Genomic DNA, 19,225 nt, shown 5'->3' with positions numbered 1-19,225 from the left:
TAGATCAAACTTTTACTAAGTAAAATACTGATCTCCCTTCCGCATCATGGTCATTGAGATCAGAGTTTTACTAACTTTTTAGAAGTAAATGACCTGAGGTTTAGATAAAGCGCGGTGACGCCAGTGGCAGAGCAGCAATTGGCTTGGTATAGATCACTATTTTACTAACTTAATGTAAGCTACTTTGAAAGAGTAAGAATGGAAAGCCAAACCCGAATATGGTCTGGCTTATTTATCCGAAGCTCAGGTTATTTAGATAAAAACTACTGCTTATCTACCACAAAGCCCGCAAAGCCAAGGGCTTTAAAGAAAGGTTTGGCAATGCCAAAACCTGCGGTGTCTAGCAACTCTGCAAGGCGCATTTTATCCACGGGGTAAAACTCATGTTCTAAATTCACCCTCATACGCTGCTCGCCAACATCAGTCAGCCCAAGTTGTTTGCAAACAATTAATTGCGCTTCACGTTCAAAGCTTGTCGCAGGTTTTTCTAAGTCGGCAATAAAAAGACGCCCATTCGACTTTAGCTGCTCACTCATTTGTTTAAACAAGCTTGCTTTATCGCCGTTATCTTTTACAAAGTGCATCACCAGCAAGCACAGTACTGCATCCGCTTGGTAGGCCTGTGGTGAAATCGCGCCATGATGGATCTGCACACGCTCCTGTAGGCCCAACTTAGTAAAATGCTGATCTGCAATTGCCAACATATCAGCAGATACATCTTGCGCTATAAACCGCCAACTCGGGTTTAGCTGAGCAAGCTCTACAATTTCTTTGCCTGTCCCTGCACCCACAACCAAAATGGTTGCGCTATCTGGGTAAAGTGCTAAAAGTTGCGCCCCGGTAAGTTGGTGAATTAACGCATAACCTGGCACCAGTTTTGTGATCCTAGAGTCGTAGTTTTGGGCTTCTTCGCCCGTAAAAGTCGGCATCCAAATTTCCTTATGTTTGTGGTACTAAATTTAAAGATGAGTAGCCTCCCGGCTGTTTATTCACATGGATACGGGTGGCGATCCGCTCGCTCATCTGAGCAACATGCGAGATCACTCCAACCTTGCGGCCTTGTGATTGCAACGCGTCTAGTGCATCAATTGCGACACCTAGCGTCTCGGGGTCTAACGTACCAAACCCTTCATCAATGAATAATGAATGTATTTGCACTTTATTTGATGAAAGTGCAGCAAGTCCAAGTGCTAAAGATAAAGATACCAAGAAGGACTCTCCTCCAGATAAGGTGTTGACGCTACGTTGCTCGTCAGCCATATCTTTATCTATGACCGCAATTTCTAAAGATTGCTCAATGTTGGTAAGCAGATAACGTCTAGAAAGCGTATGCAATTGCTGGTTAGCATACTGCAATAAGATTTTTAGCGTTTGCGTTTGCGCCCAATTACGCAACTTTTTGCCTGTTGCGTCGCCTAATAACTTATCTAGCAAATGCCACTGCTCGTAGTCTTGTTGCAACTGAGCGAGATTTGCGGCTTGCAAAGAGAATTGTTGTTTATTCTGAGCATCAACCTCTAATGCACTTTGCACTTGTAGTAACTGATTTTGAGTTTGTTCAAGTGCTTGCGTCGTCTCGGCATGACTTTGCTTAACTTGTTCACTATCAACCCCATCAGGGTACTTACTTTCAAGTTGGCTGAGTTCTTCACGCTGATGACTAAGCTGCAGCTTAGTGTTTTGAAAGGCTTGCTGAACTTGCGCACACTTTTCTAAATTCGCTCGAGCTTCATCCAAAGAAACCTCAAGTAACGCTAATACTTTTACTTTGTCTAGCTGCCCTTGCTGGTCGAGCAACCATTGTTCAAAACGCGCATCAAGTTGCTGCAACCGGGATGTTTGCTCGGCAATTTGCTTTTCTAGTTGCGTCAGACTGTGTTGGGTCTTTTCACGCTGTGCTTCGGTTTGGCTCAGCGCTAGCTGGGTTTGTGTGATCTGCTCTCGGCTTTGCTGTTCTTGCAGCTTAAGCTCTGCAATCCAATCATCCAATCTGGTGTGCTGCTGTGGTAAGTATTCAGCACGTTCGCGATTGAGGCGTTCAATATTCTGCTGATGTTGTAAAAGCGTATGTTCTAATTCTTCAAGTCGCTGCGCTTCATCTTGTTTTTGTTGACTGACAAGATGTAATTGATGCTCAAGCTGAACTTTTTCCGCCGTTAACGCATCGGTGCGCTCGGTGGTTTTTAACCAAGTTTGCACCCCCGTTTTAAGTTGCCTAATGGCAGCTTGAGGAGATGAATCAAAGTCTTGCCACCACGACTTATCGGAAATTAACGCTTCAAGCCGATTGCGTAAGGCAGCCACTGTTTGTGATAGCTGATCATATTCGGTTCGCAAAAAGGCAATATGATTACCTAAATCATGGTGCTGCTGCTGAAGTGCCTGCCCTTTATGTTTAGCCTGCTCGAGGTGTTGTTGTGCCTGCTGAACCAATTGCCACTGGCGGTCGATATTATTGCGTAACTTGGATAGTTCATTTAGCCGTGACTGAATACTCACAAGTTGCAATTCAGCTTGCTCAGCGCTGCCAACTTTATACTCATCACTCAACGCATCTAGTCGAGCGCGATTCTCATTTATTTGCTTAGTGCAGTGAGCAATTTCCTGAGTGACTGACTGCCATAGCGCATTTTCACGCTCTTTTTCACCGACTTGTTGATTATAACGCTGCAACACTTGCTCACGAGCTTGCTCAGCAGCTTGATACTGAGACCGAAAATCCGATAGTAACTGCTCCCAATGGGCATCGATGTGCTCTACACCATAAGGATGTTCTTTTGAGCCACATACCATGCATTCTTGCCCTGCTCGCAATTGAGCGCGTAAATCGCTGATCCGCTCACTTGCGCGTAACTGCACTTGCTCCAAGTTATCACGAGTTAGGGCTAGGCGCTGCTTAGACAACTCATCTTGCTGCTTGGTATCTCGGATCAGTATCTCAAGCCTTTCCAAGCCAATATGATGTTGAGTTTGTTGCGATCGTAGCTGATGCAGCAAGGCATCTCCTTCTTCGATACTACGATAAGCCTGCACGCATAGAGACCAATTCTGCAATGCCAGATTTAGGTCTTGTTGAGTCAAAGGTGCGAGTGCTTCTTTTAATGCGGAAAGCGCGCTGGCTTCGGTGTCGTAAACCTTTTGTAGGTGCTGTACCTCAGCCTCATGTTTGCTCAATTGTGTACCTAGCGCTTGCTGTTCGTTCGGTAATTTTTGCAACTGGACTTCATAATCATTACGTTGTTGTTGGTACTTTTGCAGATCATCGAATTGAGGTTGAACCACGTTCCATTGCCCGGCAATATTGCTAACTGAGTGCAAATTCGCTTGCTCATGCTCTAACTGCTGTAATTCAGTATCGATTTCGCCTTGTTGCACTTGATACTTCTGCATTGCAGCCTCATGTTGCGCAATAAGATTGGCGTGTTTATCTAGATAGGGCTTAGTTTCTAGTTCTTGCGCTTTATGTAGGCTCAGCTTTTCATCCAATATACGAATGCTGTTAAAGCTTGGTTCTAACTTTACAAAATTGGCTTGCTGCGTAATAAGCTGCTGTTCCAGTTGCTGCTGTTTTGCTTTGAGCGTTGTAATGGCGGATGCAAAATCTTGTTGCTGCAGTGCTAGCCGCTCTTGAGATAGCTGCGCAACGCGTTTATCCGCCAGCTCATGCTGCTCACGGTTATCACGCATCTCATTGGCTTTTAAGACTTGCTGCGCATATTCCTGCTGTGGCTTTCCCTCTTCTATTTGCTGCTCAAGCGTTTGTAGCGAGTGTTCCACCTCAGCTATTTTTTGCTTTCTTAGCTCGACATCCGCGAGCCATTGCAGCTGAGCTTGCAGCTTTGTACTTGTTTCTTGTTGTCGATTTCTTGTATCAAGCAATCCCAACTTCTGTGCTTCAAGTTCGGCATGCTGCTCTGGTGACAAGAGCACAATTTGACCTAGCCTATCTTGCTGAGATTGCAGCTCAGTTTTCTTTTGCTTGTGCGCTTCAAAAACCGCTTTACCGATATTGCTGAACTTTTCGGTACCCGTAAGACATTCTAGTAACTGAGCCCGTTCATCTCCCCCTGCCTTCAAAAACGCGGAGAATTCATGCTGAGCAAGCAACACAGCTCGAGTAAACTGTTCAAAGTTAAGCCCGACTAGCTGTTCGATTTTTTGTTCTGTTTCTTTTTTCTTCTCACAGACTAGGGTCATATCTGGTAGGCTAAACAACTCAATAGTGGCAGTTTTTAAATTACCTTTAGGGCTTTTTCTAGCGCGCTCTACCGACCAAATAGCTTGATAACGTTTGCTATCTTGAGCAATAAAAACCACGCTAGCAGATGCCGCAACACAGCCCCGACGCAATAGGTTTCGCGGGTCGTTTAACTTAATGTTATCGCCATTAAAGGCAACTTTCTCTTTGTCGTCCGATTTTAACCGTGCGGTTTTGCCATAAAATGCAAGGCAAACCGCATCCAGTAAAGTGCTTTTTCCCGCCCCTGTATCACCGGTAATGGCATAAAGACCGGTGTCTTTGAGTGGTGCCGCAGTAAAGTCGACTTCTGCACTTTCTATAGAGGCAAGGTTGGTGATTAATATTTTTTCAAGTTTCATCGTCCTACTCCTCCATGCTCGCGATCACTTCTGCTAACTTTTCATGTAATGTCGCGGGTGCTTTTTCCTGCTCAGGTTCAATTTCGCGATAGGCAATATCCAACAAGGTATTGGGCGATAACGATTCAACTTTGCCCAAATCTTCAAACAACCACTCACTGGCGGCTGCGCCTTTAGACACCCGCTCAATACCACAAAACTTAATATCCTTCCCTTTTAGCGCTTCATCAATCTCGGCTCGAAAGCGGCTATTGGTTTCAGCTGCAGATAATTTTAAGCGAACATAGGGAGCGCTATCGAACTTGCTAAAATCCTGCGCCGCGATAGCTTCGCATAATTCAGCCAAGCGCTTTGCACCATCTTCAGGGATATATAACACATCTTTAAAACGGGGAACGTAAAGGGGGTTTACATCGACCAGACCTTGCTCATTAAATTCAGCGAGCAATACTTGATGCTTATAATTGCGTTCGGAAAATGACATTGGCAAAGGTGTGCCGCAGTATCTGATAGCACTTTGCTTAGCGACGGTTTGCGCTTTATGTAAATGGCCTAGCGCAACATAGTCAAACTGCTCGCCAAACACGCCGGCAGACACCGCATCAAAGCCGCCAATGTTGAGGTTACGCTCAGAATCTTCAGAAATCGTTCCACCCTTGGCGTGCAGATGCCCCATTAGCACAATAGGACCTTTCACTTCTTCTATCGTGCTTAGCGCTTGCTGATAAGCTAATTGTACCCCGGTTTGATAGTCAAACTCGTCATCTAGCGGTTTTGGTAAATCAGCACTGCGCAAAAATGGCATTGCCACAACATGCATATGCTGCGCGGCGATGGGTAAATCGATAACAACTTGTTCAGGCGCTTGCTTGTTAAAGCGTCCAATAACATGGGTGTTGAATAAGGTTAAGAGTGGTTTTGCGGTTTCAATGCGATTAGCGGAATCGTGGTTGCCTGCAATCAGAATAATGTGCAGCTGAGGACACAGTTGAGATGCTTTTTGGATAAAGGTATACAGTTGCTTTTCAGCACTCGCGGGCGGTGTTGCGGTATGAAAAATATCACCGCTGATCAACAGTACATCAATTTGCTGTTCAACCAGCGCATCGCATAGCCAGTCTAAAAACAGCTGATGCTCTTCACTGCGATCATGCTCGTAAAACGATTGCCCTAAGTGCCAGTCAGACGTGTGTAAAACCTTCATTTAGCGTTCCTTTTCCTATAGAAACGCTAATATAGCATCGTCGAGCAATATTCGTCTTGTGAATATTGACGCTTTAACAGCTTAGTGAGTCAACTGCCACCAAGCAAAAATGATTATAGGTAATGCCAGTAAAAAGAATTTAGCAGGTAACTTGAAAACACGACTATGCTTATCTTGCACGCGTTTAATCGCCGATTTCTCGTTACAGGCAGCTACTTTATCAACATAAAAATAGCCGTCATCTAAATAATCTTTACAGTTTTGTTCGTCTGCAGGAATTGCAACAAACTTCTCTTGTTTTTTTAGTATGTAGAAATCCATACTGCCCACCACATTTGATTCGCTAAACGGGTATTTAGTACAGAGCAAAACTAACGCCAGTTTTACCCATAGATTGTAAAGTGCGCGATTTTAAAGACAAACTTGGGTCAATATCAACAACTAATTTTGTTTTCTTTATTTATTTATAAAATGTAGACAATAACCCAGCAAAATACCTTTTTGGCATACAAATTAATTTTTTTGAGCATTGTATTTTTTCTATCAAAAACAACAGATTAAAAAACACTCAAAACAGCGTAATTTCAGTCGTGCCTAAATCTTGTTACTTTATCTCAAAACTTTGATTTATGTGTTTTTATTTGTCAGTTTATTGACACGTAGAAGGTTTTATTTGTCTTCCTTTGTCACCATGCAAATCCCCTCTACTCACTCCGAGCAAAAACTGAAATAAAAATGTTTATTGGTCAATGCTTTGGCACGATAAAATGGGAAATAACAATGAAAAAATCAACACCAGCCATGCCTTTATTGGTTGCACTAGCGCTATCCGGTGTCGCACACGCCAGCGCCATTTCGCAAACCAAAGGGCATTTTGAAGATAAGTTTCGCCAATTAGATGAGACTTTACCGACCCCAAATATCTACCGCAGCGCAGCCGGTGAGCCCGGAGAGCGTTATTGGCAACAAAAGGTGGATTATGATATTGATGTAAACTTGGACGAGAAAGCCAAAAGGTTAACCGCTACGCAGACCATACATTACAAAAATAACTCTCCTCACACCCTCAAATATTTATGGCTACAATTAGACCAAAATATCTTCAAAAATGATTCAATTGCTGAACGCACTGCAACTTTTGGGAACGAATTACAGAGTAATCCGGTTACAAAACATGCAAAAATTTCACTAAATCAACTCAGACGCCAGCAGTTTATGGATGACACTGAGCTTGGTTTTATCATCAATAATGTCAAGGACGGTCGCGGTAAACCGCTCAAGGTCACGATTGTTGATACCATGATGCGTGTTGACCTAAACGAACCACTCAAATCAGGTAAAGATCTACAATTTAGTATGGACTTCGCCTTTAATATTGTTGAAGAAGATGCCGTTGGCGCACGTTCGGGTTATGAGCACTTTGAAAAAGACGGTAATGACATCTTTTTGCTCGCGCAATGGTTCCCTCGCCTAACGGCGTATACAGATTATGAAGCTTGGACCAACAAGGCGTTTCTTGGCAGTGGTGAATTCACGCTCGAGTTTGGTGACTACGACGTTGAAATCACGGTGCCGGCCGATCATATCGTTTCTGCAACCGGTGAGTTAGATAACCCAAAGCAAGTTCTGAGCAAAACCCAGCGTGACAGACTAGCGCAAGCAAAAACAGCAAAACGCCCGGTATTCGTCGTTACTGAAGAAGAAGCGCTAGAGAACGAAAAAGCGGGTACAGACGACACCAAAACGTGGCGCTTTAAGGCCAAGAATGTGCGAGATTTTGCTTGGGCTTCATCACGTAAATTTATGTGGGATGCTAAAGGCTATCAGCAAGGTGGTGACGAGCAGCCTCTCGTGATGGCCATGTCATTTTTCCCCAAAGAGGGGGGTGACTTGTGGAAAAAGTACTCCACCGAAGCCGTTATTCATACCATGGAAGTCTATTCACGCTTCTCGTTTGATTACCCCTATCCAACCGCGCAATCAGTAAATGGTCCTGTCGGTGGGATGGAATATCCGATGATCACTTTCAATGGTCCGCGTACGAAATTGCAAGATGATGGCTCTCGCACCTATTCACTGGCCGAGAAACGTTTTTTAATCGGCGTTGTCATTCACGAAGTAGGGCACATCTACTTCCCTATGATAGTCAACTCAGACGAGCGCCAATGGACATGGATGGATGAGGGCCTCAATAGCTTTTTAGATGGCGTTGCTGGCCGCGAATGGGATCCCACCATTCCTTGGGGCGTTGAGCCAAGAGATGTTGCTGCCTACATGAAATCTGAAGATCAGTCTCCAATCATGACGCAATCAGACAGCGTATTGCACTTAGGCCCAAATGCCTACACGAAACCTGCTGCAGCGCTTAATATTCTGCGCGAGGTGATTTTAGGCCGTGAGCTATTCGATTTTGCATTTAAAGAATATGCCCTACGCTGGAAATATAAACGCCCAACGCCAGCAGATTTCTTTAGAACGATGGAGGAAGCTTCTGGGGTCGATTTAGATTGGTTCTGGCGTGGCTGGTTTTACAGCACAGATCATGTCGATATCTCATTAGATAAAATCTATCAATTGCGGTTGGACACCAAAAACCCAGACATCGATTTTGGCCGCCTACGAGAGTTTGAAAAGAACAAACCAATGTCGTTATTCGTCAAACGCAATCAAGAACAAGGGCGCGCACTTTGGATTGATAAAAACCAAGACATAACAGACTTTTACGATAGTAATGACCAGTTTACGGTAACCAATGAAGAACGAAATGAGTATCGTGAGTTTTTATCTGAGCTTAAACCTTGGGAAAAACGTACTCTTGAGCGCGCGGTAAAAGAAGACAAAAACTATTACGTACTTAAGTTTAGTAATGTCGGTGGACTCGTGATGCCAATCTTACTTGAGCTCACGTACCAAGATGGTAGCAAAGAAGAGCGGACTATCCCTGCCGAGATTTGGCGTCGCAATGCCCGTAACGTCAGCAAGCTAATTATTACAGATAAAGATAAACCGCTTGCGTCCGTGACCGTTGACCCCCGGTGGGAAACTGCTGACGTTGATATTGAGAATAACCATTACCCAAGACGCATTATAGAATCTCGCCTAGAGCTCTATAAAAAGAAAGAACGTGAAGGTAAAGTGTATCGCGATATCATGCAAGACGTTAAAGCCGAGCTAAAACCACTTGAAGAGAAAAAGGATAACTAATGAAAACCTGGCGCTTAGCCTGTTTATTTGTGCTGATTTCACCGCTTTGTCAAGCGCACCAATTAAAAGCAGCGGTCACCACGGTGTTATTTAACGAACGCAGTGGTAATATCGAAATCATGCACAGATTCTATCTCCATGATACTGAGCATGCGGTAGAGAGCCTATTTAGTCACAATGCCGATATATTTAACAATGTTGCTGATAGAGTAAGCTTTGCGAATTATGTCAGTAAGCGCGTTGAATTAAAAACAGGCGCAGGTAAAGTGCTGCCCTTAAATTTGGTTGGTGCGGAAATTGATGGCCAATTTTTTTGGGTATATCAAGAAACACCGCTGTTCTCACCAATAAATGAACTTAAAATGCGCCATAATGCACTCAGAGATGTGTGGTCAGAACAAGTCAATTTAGTAAACTTTGAAGGCAAAGGAAAAGTCAGGTCGTTGCACTTTGATGGTAATGATGATTGGCTAAGCGTCACGTTTTAGGTTATCTAACTCGCTAAAGTTAAAAGGCACTCCGGTGCCTTTTTTACTTTATCAACTCAAGTTCTGCGCTAAAGTTAAAGAATACTTTTTAATGCACGATGAGGAAAAGGAATGATAGCCTCAATAAAGCTGGTGTTGACCTGCATATTACTGACGTCATTTAGCGTCTGTGCAAACGATTTAGTGCGCTATAACATCTCTAAAGAATTTGCAGATCCAAAACAAGACTACTACATCGCGTTATTAAGGCTGGCTCTAAATAAGAGCCGCGATAAATATGGCGCTTACCAACTCAGTGAAAACTCTTTCGATCATACCCCTCAAGGACGCACCTTAGAAATTTTGGAGCAAGGGAAGCTTTTAGATGTTCACTGGAGTATGACATCCATCAAAAGAGAAAAGAGTTTAGCGACGGTATATGTGCCGCTACTAAAAGGAATGATGGGCGCGCGTTTATTTCTCATCCACAAAGATACCGAAGAAAGACTCTCTTTGCTTCACTCTCCCGCCCAATTAATGAGTTTCACGCTTGGTAGTGGTATCGACTGGCCCGATACTTCAATCTACGAAAAAAATGGCTTTGTTGTAGTCACTAGCATGGCTTCTTTGCTACCAAAGATGTTAGAAGAAAAACGCTTTGAGCTCTTCCCTCGCGCACTTCACGAACCATGGACAGAGTTACAAAGCATGGATAGCACAGTAGTAGAGTCTAGGTTCGCGTTTTGTTATCCCACTGCTATGTACTTTTTCGTCAATAAAAATAATAGTCGACTCAAAGAACGCCTTAGCTATGGCCTCAACAAAGCAATAGAAGACGGCTCGTTTGATAGACTATTTTTCAATCATCCAATTACTCGTGAAGCCATTGCAAAAGCCAAATTTGGGGATAGGAAAGCTTTAAAACTTCAAAACCCAAACTTGAGTGGTCACACAAGGGATACCCTGTTTAACGCCAAATATACTTGGCAACCTATCCACCAGTGCATATCGCCCAACTAGGCCCAGTCCAGCGTGATAAGCTACTGACACTTGAATTATCGGCTTTGGTTAATTAATTTGGGATTGGTATGTGTAAGTAAGGGATCTACTAGTTTTTTGTAGATTTATCAGCCTAATCAGTAATTCGTTTTATACGATAACATCGCACACCAGCGCTTAGTGCCTAAGCCCTGTTTATCTTTCAAGTTTGTTTTTGCAGCAACGGTCAACAGGCCCTAGAACTTTCAGCTAGAATGAATTCACCACCAACAAATAACACAAATAAAGAAGGCCATTACCTTGATCAATATTCCACCCAATATCCCACGCTCAAACAGCCCGATTGGTCGAAAGCTTGGTAGCTTGATGCTTAAGATGATGGGATGGAAGATAGCTGGCACCTTCCCAAGTGAAGAAAAGTTTGTAGCAGCCGTCGCGCCGCATACGTCAAACTGGGACTTTTTTATTGGCATTGCTGTCAAGCTTGCACTTGATGTTGAAATTCGCTTTTTAGGCAAGCACACCATTTTTACCCCACCATTTGGCTGGTTATTACGCAAATGGGGTGGAATTCCGGTTAGGCGAGATACACCGCATGGTATGGTCACGCAGGTTCGCGATATTTTTAATGCCAGCGACAAATTGATTTTGGGCTTAGCTCCAGAAGGAACTCGTAAATACACTCCAGAATGGAAAAAAGGCTTCATCTACATTGCGCAATCCGCCGAAGTCCCCATTGTGCCTATGGCAATAGACTACCGCAGTAAAACTTTTGTTATTATGCCTGCGATCGACAATACAACAGAGCTCACGCAAGATCAGTTACTTAATCAAGTCAAACTACAATTTTCAAAACAAATGGCAAAATACCCTGCACACGCATCAGGACTATGAATAAAAATATCGATGAAGATCAAAAAGATTAAATTGAAATACCATTATTTCAGACAAAAAATAATAAAACTATCAGCTATTTCAAAAAATAAAGCTAATCCAATCAAACACTTTGAAACAGCACACTTTGATTACATTAGCTTGACAATTACAAGCCATAACACACTTAACACGCTCACATTGTAAAGATTTGTTAATGACATTTATACATATATATCATGAAGATATTTAATTTTAACCATCAACAATGAAAACATTCAGTAAATTAAAAGTTGATAAGAAGACCGCATCATGAATAGTATTTCACTACTTATTAACGTCATCGTGGTGAATTATGCGAGTGCTCATTGTTGCATTACTTATTGGTTTTATTGGAATTGCCTTTTGGAAAATGATGCCAGAAGCTCAACCTTCACAGGTAAATTTAATTCAAGCTTCACACAACTTAGAAACTGATAACCAGGCAACTCCAAAGCATGAGACGCTTGAATCGAGCCCTGAGCAGGTCACCCCTACAGCGACGCCAATACAAAAGGGCAACGACTTTTACGCTGTGAATAAGGTATCAAATAAAGCAAAAGCAGTGCTTTCAGCCGCAAAGGTTTTACCACAAGATTTAAGCAACGAAGCGTATATTGAGTTTGACTTACCTACACTAAGAGAATTAGAAGGCGGTGATAACTTTGAATTGTTAATTCCGCAAACACAAGAGTCATTTGTAGCAGAAGTGACAGGCATATCTTTAGCGGAAAACGGCGATAAAAGTGTTTTTGGTAAGGTAACCGGTGCTGATGGTCGTTTCCATACCACCGTTTTAACCGTAGGCAAAGACGCCGTATATGGTCAACTTACCGCCCCAAGTGGCAACTATGTATTTGAATCAAAAGATCAATTTGGCTGGATTGCTGCCAAGCGAGACTTATACCGCTCCCACAAAGAAGAAGAACTACATCCGCATGATAGCCATGACGAAACAGACCATAACTCAGTTTCTGTGAAGAAAGATATTTTTCAACCCAAAAGTAACGTTAACTAAAAAGAAAGGAAAAACAATGAAAACAACAGTAAAGGCAGCATCGCTGGCAACGGCACTCGCTCTATCTGCAAGCGCATCAGCAGTAACCGTCGATATCGGCATTCTTTATACCGATCAATCTGCGGCTGCTACGTCAAACATTAATACTAAAATCAATCAGCTGATTGCGTTTACAAACCAAGTTTACAGCCAAAATGGCATCGATCTGCAACTACGTCTTGCAGGTACACAAAACTTAGGTAACTACAACATCACACCAACGAGTGCTTGGTTAGATTCTGTGACTAACAGTAGCTATGTAGCTAACCTTCGTAATACTTGGCGTGCAGATATGGTTGCGGTACTTGGTACAGGTGAGCGCAATGGTAACTACATCACATGTGGTCTAGCTTGGGTAGGTCAAGGTAGCAATGGCAACCTATATTCAAGCATGAGCAACCGTATGTTCAGCATTACAGGTATCGATTGTGGTGCAACAACCTTTGTACATGAGCTTGGTCACAACCAAGGTCTAGCGCATTCACGCAAACAAGGTGACACCAGCGGTGGTGTATACGTTGATGGCATGGGCCACGGTGTACAAGACAACTTCGCTAGTATCATGGCTTATCCACATGTATTTGGTAATGCAACACAATACGACTACTTTGCTAACCCGAACTGGTCTCTTGGCGGCGTGCCTTATGGTGTAGTTGGTCAATCATATGCTTGGAAAACGGTAGATGCGACTAAAACGAGTATCGCAAACTTCAAGTAATCGCAATGTAGTTAATTAAGCACTACTGCAATAAGTTAAAGTTTCAAACTAAAACACACCCAAACCCGCGCTCTTAGCGGGTTTTTTTGTGCTTTGTATGCTTATTTTTCCAGCCATTGATTGATTTCTTGATACATAAAGTCGCGGATTAGAGGTTGCGCTTCTTTGTTGGGGTGTAAGTTATCGCTTTGCATTAATTCCGGTTTGGCCGCCACTTCTAGCATAAAGTAGGGCATTAGGTAGCTACCGGTTTGCTCTGTCACTTGTTGGTAGCTCTCGGTAAACATACTGGTATAGCGAGGACCTAAATTAGGGGGGATTTGGATTTCCATTACGGCAACGTTGGCGCCTGCTTGTTGGCTAGATTGCACCAGCAGTGTGAGATTTGCCTTTAACCTTTTTACAGGAAATCCGCGTAGGCCATCATTACCACCCAATTCGATTAATACATGAGTAGGCGAAATCGTTTTCAATTGCTGATTTATTTTTGCCACAGCATTACCTGTTGTTTGACCGCTAACGCTAACATTGATAATTTCGATCGGATTTTGTTCTGTTTCGTATTTATTTTGTAACAATTTAACCCAACCATCATCTTGTTTCAGGCCATAAGCGGCGCTTAAGCTATCACCAACTATCATGAGTTTTTGCTTGGCATTTGCGCTTAACGGCGTCATTACAATAACAAGTATGAACAACAACTTTAGGAAATAGTACTTCATGTCAGTGCTTTCTCAGTTAAATATGATCCAAGTAAAAGGCCTTACTAAACAGGTCTCTACCGTCGAAGGTAATCTCACTATCCTTAGTGATATCGATTTCACTGTCAAGTCAGGTGAGTCCGTGGCAATCGTTGGCGCTTCTGGCTCTGGTAAGTCAACCTTACTTAGTTTGCTTGCCGGCTTAGATATCGCATCCAAAGGAGAAGTTCATTTAGATGGCGAATCATTACAAAAAATGGATGAAGAAGCTCGAGCTCAACTGCGAGCAGAAAAAGTCGGCTTCGTATTTCAGTCATTTATGCTAGTGCAAAGCCTAACGGCGCTTGAAAATGTGATGCTTCCTGCTGAATTAGCTGGGGACAAAGGTGCAAAAAATCAAGCGACAGAGTTATTAGAAAAGGTCGGCTTGTCCCATCGTCTAACGCACTATCCTTCACAACTTTCGGGTGGCGAACAGCAACGAGTAGCCATCGCCAGAGCCTTTGTTGGCAAGCCCAAGATCTTATTCGCCGACGAGCCATCGGCCAATTTAGACAGTAAAAACGGCCATCTTATCGAGCGTTTACTGTTTGACCTAAACAAAGAGAATGGCACCACTTTGGTGCTTGTTACCCATGATGAGCAACTCGCTCAACAGTGTGATCGCATTATTCATATTGAAGCTGGAAAACTAGAAGTAATAAAACAAGGAGCGGCCGTCAATGTGGTTTAAGTTAGCACTTACTTTATTCTCTAGGGAATTTAGACGAGGCGAGCTCACCATCATCCTAGCTGCAATTGCGCTTGCAGTATTGACTGTGTTTAGCTTGTCTTCCATTACCGAGCGGATCCGTTTGAATCTAGAACAAAAATCCGCAGACTTTATCGCTGCTGACAGGCGGCTTTCGAGCAACCATGATTTCGACGACCGAGTACTGACCACAGCACGAGAGTTTGGCTTAAATACCGCCAAGCAAGTGTATTTTGACTCGATGTTATTTGCCAACGATGAGTTAATACTTGGCGCGCTAAAAGCGGTGACAGATACATATCCACTTAGAGGTAAACTTACTTTAAGAGATAGCCTTAATGGCGAGAATTACCAAGTTCAAGCCGCTCCGAAAAAGGGCAATGTATGGCTCAGCGAAGGCTTGTTTTATTCCCTTGGCCTTAAAATTGGCGATGTGGTAGAAATAGGGGCAGGGCAGTTTACCGTGAGTAAGGTGCTTATTAGCGAGCCTGATGCCCCTTTCTTCTCGCTGGCGGGGAACAAACGCGTCCTTATTAATCATGATGATATTGCGGTGACTAAAGCCATTCAACCCGGGAGCCGAGTATTCTACCGACTATTATTTTCGGGCTCAGAGCAGCAGCTGGGAGAGTACTACACTTGGCTCAAGCCACAACTCAAAAGCAACCAATCTTGGCAGGGAATAAAAGATAGGCAATCACCTTTAGGTGAAAACTTAGCTCGCTCAGAGAGCTTTTTGCTCCTTGCTGGACTATTTGGGATCATGCTCGCTGCCGTAGCGATGGCGGTTTCTGCAAAGCGCTACTGTGAGCGCCAATATGATCCCGTCGCCATGATGAAAACGCTCGGAGGTAGTCGCAAAACCATCCGCCGTATTTATCTTTTACACCTTTCTTTAGTGACCTTTTTTTCCGTTGTAGTCGGTCTTGCTATCGGTTACGGGCTGCAAAGTGTTGGGGCCGCTTACCTGATTAACTTTATGGATACGGCCCTGCCTGAAGCAGGGTTTAGGCCTTGGCTGTTGAGCATTGCCGTGGGTGTGGTATGCGCAATGATGTTTTCATTAAAACCACTATTAGATTTATTTGATATCCCGCCGCTGCGCGTCCTAAGACGCAACCTTGGAGACACCATCGCGATTAGTCGAATTCATATGGCGCTTTCAGTATTAACAATTTTCGGGTTAATGTGGCTATTTAGTCGCGATATTAAGATCACCGCGATTTTATTCGGCGCAACCTTGCTACTCATGGCCGTGCTATACGTGATCTCACGACTATTATTTTCAGCGGGCAGAAAACTAGGGTTGAGTCCGGGCTCAAGTTGGTCTCTTGCCATTGCCACACTGCAAAAACGTGCCAATGCAAATGCGGTACAGCTTATTAGCTTTGCTCTTGCTATCAAATTAATGTTGTTTTTAGTGGTGCTGAAAAATGACATGATCTCAGATTGGCAGATGCAAGTGCCTGAAGACGCACCCAATGCATTTTTTATCAATATAATGGAACAAGAAATTCAGCCAATGCAAAGCAAACTTGATGAAAGTGGCATCAAGCATGAACATTTTTATCCCGTCTTTTTGGGTCGTGTAAATGCGCTAAATGGCGAAGAGTTTGCACGCAGGGTCTCACTGCAAGAGGGTGAAGAAAAAGACGAAGATGCACGTGATGGGGTAGGGCGCGAGCTCAATCTTACTTGGTTAGATGAATTGCCAGCGGGTAATGAAGTAGTCGATGGCGAGTGGTTTGATGACTCTGATGCGCTTCAAGTTTCCGTCGCTCAAGGGCTTGCCGAGCGGGTAGGGATAAAAGTGGGGGACACGCTTAGCTTCCTAATCAATAGTCAAACAATTGAAGCCAAAGTGACGAGTTTACGTAGTGTCAATTGGGGCTCGCTGAAACCTAACTTTGTGATGATATTCAACGATAAAATCGCCGGCCAATTCCCTGTGACTTACTTTACTGCCGCCAAGCTTGAAATAGCAGACACTAAGGTTATTAGTCAGTTTTTGAAAGCATATCCAACAATTAGTATGATCGACATTCAGAGCCAGCTCAAACAGGCACAATCGATGATTTCTCAAGTCTCACTGGCGATTAGCTTTGTACTTAGTATCGTGCTTATCAGCGGTTCTTTGGTGCTCATTTCTCAGGTTCAGGCAAGCCTTGCCGAACGTATGCAGGAAATCGTTATCTTGCGCACACTCGGTGCCAAAGGTCGTTTGATAAAACTCGCCACGCTTTATGAATTTTTATTACTTGGCGGATTAGCAGGACTGGTAGCTGCCGTGGTCAGTGACATTGCACTGTTGGTGATCCAAGTTCAAACATTCGATGTGGATGGCCGTTTGCACCCCTATATTTGGCTATTAGGGCCTGCAACTGGCGCAACATTCGTCGCTGTGATTGGTTACTTTATGGTGGCGAACACCATGAAACAAAACACGCAAGGGCTACTACGCAAACTCGCATAAAACTTCGAAAAGACTAAAAAGTGGCTCACCGTTACCATCAGTGAGCCACTCATCTCGCAAAAGCAAAACTCCATCGTCTTGATCTTTACAAACTTCAATTACGTACCTACCTTTAAGTAGGGCTACGCAGTACACATGCGAAACCAAAGGATATTAAAAATGGATAGGATACCGGTTAAAGGCATTATTTTTGACCTAGATGGCACACTAGTGACATCTGAACTCGACTTCTCACTTATTCGGGCGCAAATTGGCTGTCCGGTAGGGCAAGACTTACTCAGTTTTATCAGTACATTGCCTTCACCTTACATGCGCGAAGAGGCTATGAACATCGTCCACCAACATGAATTATGTGACGCACAGCACTGTGAAGTTATTCCTGGGGTTAAGGAGTCTGTTGCGCACCTTTCGAGAATGGGGGTCCCGCTTGCCGTTGTGACCAGAAACTTTGCAAAAGCGGCGCGATTGAAGCTTAAAACAGCGGGATTGCCAATTCCATTGATTTTAACGAGGGACGATGCGCCAGCCAAGCCAGACCCAGCCGCGCTGCTGCAAGTTGCTCAGACCTGGCAAGTGCCACCTTATCAATGTGTTTATGTTGGCGATTACCTCTACGATATAGAGGCGGCACATAACGCCAACATGCCGTCATGCTTGTTTGCCCCTAATGACAAACCTCACTACGCAGAGCAAGCAGATGTTGTCATTAGTCACTTTGCGGAGTTAGTGGATGCGCTGTACACGCTAGACATAAGAAGACACCGCTACTTAGCCTAGCGCAATAACATTGAAGCTATCAGTTATGTGTTATTTGGTAGTTTGCCCTTTTTCCCTCAGTCGACTCAAACGACCCTTTATCACCCACGGCAATAGCATCAACATCGCTTTGTACCACTGTAAAATTACTATGTGCTTTACCGTGCTTAAAACGACCATCGTGCATCAATACAACCTTGCCTTGTTGCCCAGAAAAGCACCCGATTACTGCTTCAAAGCCATTAAACTCAACATCTCCTTCTTCGGCATAGTGAAGCTGATAATAAACTTCGCTACTGCCTTCAATTTCGCCTTCGTAACTGAGGCTCACCACGGCTTTGGAGAGTTTGGCACCATCATCAAATTGTTTTTCTGTGGTTTCTTGCCAATTGATAATTTCGTACACACCTGTTAGTTGCATCGCATTTCCCTTAATTTTATAGTAAAAGAGTTTGATCTTGCTCTGCAGTTTCATGCAGCTTGTTTTAAATCTAGCACGCAATTTAAAATTGGTATTGTAAAAACGCGACAACAAACAATGAGCTCTATCCATAACAAGGCAGCGATGAAATCTAACCTTAGTCCAGTCACCGGTGTACTCCACCAACAACAAAGCGCTCCAAACTACCAGCTTAGACGGTATTTCCCATGCACAGAGTTAAAAGGTCTTGTCGAGCAATTTTGGTTTGTCGACTGGTGTTTGCCGGATAATAAAACCCATACACAACGAAACTTACCAGATCCCAACTTTCATTTACTGCTAAGTACCGATGAGATAAAAATTATTGGCCCTGTAAGCAAAGTATACGATTACACAATGCATGGAAAAGGGCAGCTCTTGGGGGTTAAATTTAGGGTCGGTGCCCTAGTAGAACAATTTGATATCACTCCTTTGGCATGTGTCGATAAAACCTTTTCTTTGCAGCATCTTTGCGATATGCCATCGAGTTCGCTTGTTTCTTCATTAACCATGGCAAGTGATGATGCAGAGCGGGTAAAAGTGCTATCACAATTTTTAATGTCGTTTACACTCCCTCAAAGCACAGGTGCTGCTATGGCCGAAGGTATTCTCAACACCTTGCAAGATCACAGCGATATTTTTACGGTTGAGCAACTTGCCAAACAATGCGACATGCCAATACGACAAATACAAAGGCTTTGCCAACACTACATCGGTTTTAGTCCTAAATGGCTAATTCGAAAGTACCGCTTGCACCAAGCACTTGCACTGCTTGAATCCAAAGCGACTACAATGGCAGACATTGTTGCTCAGTTGAACTATACCGATCAGTCACATCTTATTAGAGATTTTAAAGAAATAATCGGTACCACTCCCAATCGTTATCTCAAGCGTCCCTAACAGGTACTTCGCCTCTATGTGTTG

16 protein-coding genes are annotated in these 19,225 nt (G+C 43.5%); 10 read left to right on the top strand and 6 right to left on the bottom strand.

The annotated features are described in order from the left end of the window. Positions 1-263 precede the first annotated feature (263 nt). The 4 genes from PNC201_RS20080 to PNC201_RS20065 form a co-directional block, all read right to left on the bottom strand. Positions 264-929: a class I SAM-dependent methyltransferase gene (locus PNC201_RS20080; RefSeq protein ID WP_010605596.1), complete on the bottom strand. Its 666-nt coding sequence runs from the start codon at positions 927-929 to the stop codon at positions 264-266. Between the two features lie 10 nt (positions 930-939). Then, positions 940-4,599 (bottom strand): SbcC/MukB-like Walker B domain-containing protein, encoded by a 3,660-nt coding sequence (locus PNC201_RS20075; RefSeq protein WP_102058184.1) that lies wholly within the window; start codon positions 4,597-4,599, stop codon positions 940-942. Between the two features lie 4 nt (positions 4,600-4,603). Then, entirely contained in the window at positions 4,604-5,803 is a 1,200-nt protein-coding gene (locus PNC201_RS20070; RefSeq protein ID WP_102058183.1) for an exonuclease SbcCD subunit D, read from the bottom strand. A gap of 81 nt (positions 5,804-5,884) precedes the next feature. Continuing rightward, positions 5,885-6,124 carry a hypothetical protein gene (locus tag PNC201_RS20065; protein ID WP_010376069.1) on the bottom strand — a complete coding sequence of 80 codons (240 nt, stop codon included), beginning with the start codon at positions 6,122-6,124 and terminating at the stop codon, positions 5,885-5,887. Positions 6,125-6,583: 459 nt separating this feature from the next. On the opposite strand from PNC201_RS20065, the gene PNC201_RS20060 reads away from it, so the two are divergent. From PNC201_RS20060 to PNC201_RS20035, 6 genes are all read left to right on the top strand, one after another. Next, the gene (locus PNC201_RS20060) at positions 6,584-9,007 is read left to right on the top strand and encodes a M1 family metallopeptidase (RefSeq protein WP_102058182.1); all 2,424 of its coding nucleotides are present in this window, start codon (positions 6,584-6,586) and stop codon (positions 9,005-9,007) included. Beyond that, positions 9,007-9,495: a DUF6702 family protein gene (locus tag PNC201_RS20055; protein WP_010605592.1), complete on the top strand. Its 489-nt coding sequence runs from the start codon at positions 9,007-9,009 to the stop codon at positions 9,493-9,495. The genes PNC201_RS20060 and PNC201_RS20055 overlap by 1 nt, the downstream gene beginning before the upstream one ends. Positions 9,496-9,606: 111 nt before the next feature. Continuing rightward, on the top strand, positions 9,607-10,494 hold the full coding sequence (locus PNC201_RS20050) for a hypothetical protein (RefSeq protein ID WP_102058181.1): 888 nt from the start codon (positions 9,607-9,609) through the stop codon (positions 10,492-10,494). A gap of 279 nt (positions 10,495-10,773) precedes the next feature. After that, positions 10,774-11,367: a 1-acyl-sn-glycerol-3-phosphate acyltransferase gene (locus tag PNC201_RS20045; protein ID WP_102058180.1), complete on the top strand. Its 594-nt coding sequence runs from the start codon at positions 10,774-10,776 to the stop codon at positions 11,365-11,367. 334 nt (positions 11,368-11,701) lie between these two features. Then, positions 11,702-12,403, top strand: a complete 702-nt coding sequence (locus tag PNC201_RS20040) for a hypothetical protein (protein ID WP_102058179.1) — start codon at positions 11,702-11,704, stop codon at positions 12,401-12,403. Positions 12,404-12,419: 16 nt separating this feature from the next. Then, positions 12,420-13,160, top strand: coding sequence for a reprolysin-like metallopeptidase (locus PNC201_RS20035; protein ID WP_010605588.1), 741 nt, complete (start codon positions 12,420-12,422; stop codon positions 13,158-13,160). A gap of 101 nt (positions 13,161-13,261) precedes the next feature. Here PNC201_RS20035 and PNC201_RS20030 read toward each other — a convergent pair whose 3' ends face one another. Continuing rightward, entirely contained in the window at positions 13,262-13,882 is a 621-nt protein-coding gene (locus tag PNC201_RS20030) for an arylesterase (RefSeq protein ID WP_010605587.1), read from the bottom strand. On the opposite strand from PNC201_RS20030, the gene PNC201_RS20025 reads away from it, so the two are divergent. The 3 genes from PNC201_RS20025 (at position 13,881) to PNC201_RS20015 (ending at position 17,862) form a co-directional block, all read left to right on the top strand. Beyond that, a complete protein-coding gene (locus tag PNC201_RS20025) occupies positions 13,881-14,594 on the top strand; it encodes an ABC transporter ATP-binding protein (protein ID WP_010376092.1) in 714 nt (237 codons plus the stop codon). The genes PNC201_RS20030 and PNC201_RS20025 overlap by 2 nt on opposite strands. Beyond that, positions 14,584-17,085, top strand: coding sequence for an ABC transporter permease (locus tag PNC201_RS20020; protein WP_102058178.1), 2,502 nt, complete (start codon positions 14,584-14,586; stop codon positions 17,083-17,085). The genes PNC201_RS20025 and PNC201_RS20020 overlap by 11 nt, the downstream gene beginning before the upstream one ends. A 159-nt stretch (positions 17,086-17,244) precedes the next feature. Beyond that, positions 17,245-17,862 (top strand): HAD family hydrolase, encoded by a 618-nt coding sequence (locus PNC201_RS20015; RefSeq protein WP_010605585.1) that lies wholly within the window; start codon positions 17,245-17,247, stop codon positions 17,860-17,862. Positions 17,863-17,881: 19 nt separating this feature from the next. On the opposite strand, the gene PNC201_RS20010 is transcribed toward PNC201_RS20015, so the two are convergent. Further along, entirely contained in the window at positions 17,882-18,262 is a 381-nt protein-coding gene (locus PNC201_RS20010) for a DUF3224 domain-containing protein (RefSeq protein WP_102058177.1), read from the bottom strand. A gap of 144 nt (positions 18,263-18,406) precedes the next feature. Here PNC201_RS20010 and PNC201_RS20005 point away from each other — a divergent pair, with 144 nt between their 5' ends. Next, positions 18,407-19,201 carry a helix-turn-helix domain-containing protein gene (locus PNC201_RS20005; RefSeq protein WP_233525295.1) on the top strand — a complete coding sequence of 265 codons (795 nt, stop codon included), beginning with the start codon at positions 18,407-18,409 and terminating at the stop codon, positions 19,199-19,201. The last annotated feature ends 24 nt before the right edge of the window (positions 19,202-19,225 follow it).

The sequence above is a fragment of the Pseudoalteromonas sp. NC201 genome (genome assembly GCF_002850255.1).
Taxonomy (GTDB): domain Bacteria; phylum Pseudomonadota; class Gammaproteobacteria; order Enterobacterales; family Alteromonadaceae; genus Pseudoalteromonas.
Note: the sequence above shows the minus strand (reverse complement) of the source record. Positions and strands in the feature narration are given on the sequence as shown.

Bases quoted from the DNA above. Each gene is read 5' to 3' on its own strand.
- PNC201_RS20020 (WP_102058178.1), top strand. From the start codon at position 14,584: ATGTGGTTTAAGTTAGCACTTACTTTATTCTCTAGGGAATTTAGACGA.
- PNC201_RS20060 (WP_102058182.1), top strand. From the start codon at position 6,584: ATGAAAAAATCAACACCAGCCATGCCTTTATTGGTTGCACTAGCGCTA.
- PNC201_RS20005 (WP_233525295.1), top strand. From the start codon at position 18,407: ATGAAATCTAACCTTAGTCCAGTCACCGGTGTACTCCACCAACAACAA.
- PNC201_RS20070 (WP_102058183.1), bottom strand. From the start codon at position 5,803: ATGAAGGTTTTACACACGTCTGACTGGCACTTAGGGCAATCGTTTTAC.
- PNC201_RS20015 (WP_010605585.1), top strand. From the start codon at position 17,245: ATGGATAGGATACCGGTTAAAGGCATTATTTTTGACCTAGATGGCACA.
- PNC201_RS20080 (WP_010605596.1), bottom strand. From the start codon at position 929: ATGCCGACTTTTACGGGCGAAGAAGCCCAAAACTACGACTCTAGGATC.
- PNC201_RS20030 (WP_010605587.1), bottom strand. From the start codon at position 13,882: ATGAAGTACTATTTCCTAAAGTTGTTGTTCATACTTGTTATTGTAATG.
- PNC201_RS20050 (WP_102058181.1), top strand. From the start codon at position 9,607: ATGATAGCCTCAATAAAGCTGGTGTTGACCTGCATATTACTGACGTCA.
- PNC201_RS20065 (WP_010376069.1), bottom strand. From the start codon at position 6,124: ATGGATTTCTACATACTAAAAAAACAAGAGAAGTTTGTTGCAATTCCT.
- PNC201_RS20035 (WP_010605588.1), top strand. From the start codon at position 12,420: ATGAAAACAACAGTAAAGGCAGCATCGCTGGCAACGGCACTCGCTCTA.
- PNC201_RS20040 (WP_102058179.1), top strand. From the start codon at position 11,702: ATGCGAGTGCTCATTGTTGCATTACTTATTGGTTTTATTGGAATTGCC.
- PNC201_RS20025 (WP_010376092.1), top strand. From the start codon at position 13,881: ATGTCAGTGCTTTCTCAGTTAAATATGATCCAAGTAAAAGGCCTTACT.
- PNC201_RS20010 (WP_102058177.1), bottom strand. From the start codon at position 18,262: ATGCAACTAACAGGTGTGTACGAAATTATCAATTGGCAAGAAACCACA.
- PNC201_RS20055 (WP_010605592.1), top strand. From the start codon at position 9,007: ATGAAAACCTGGCGCTTAGCCTGTTTATTTGTGCTGATTTCACCGCTT.
- PNC201_RS20075 (WP_102058184.1), bottom strand. From the start codon at position 4,599: ATGAAACTTGAAAAAATATTAATCACCAACCTTGCCTCTATAGAAAGT.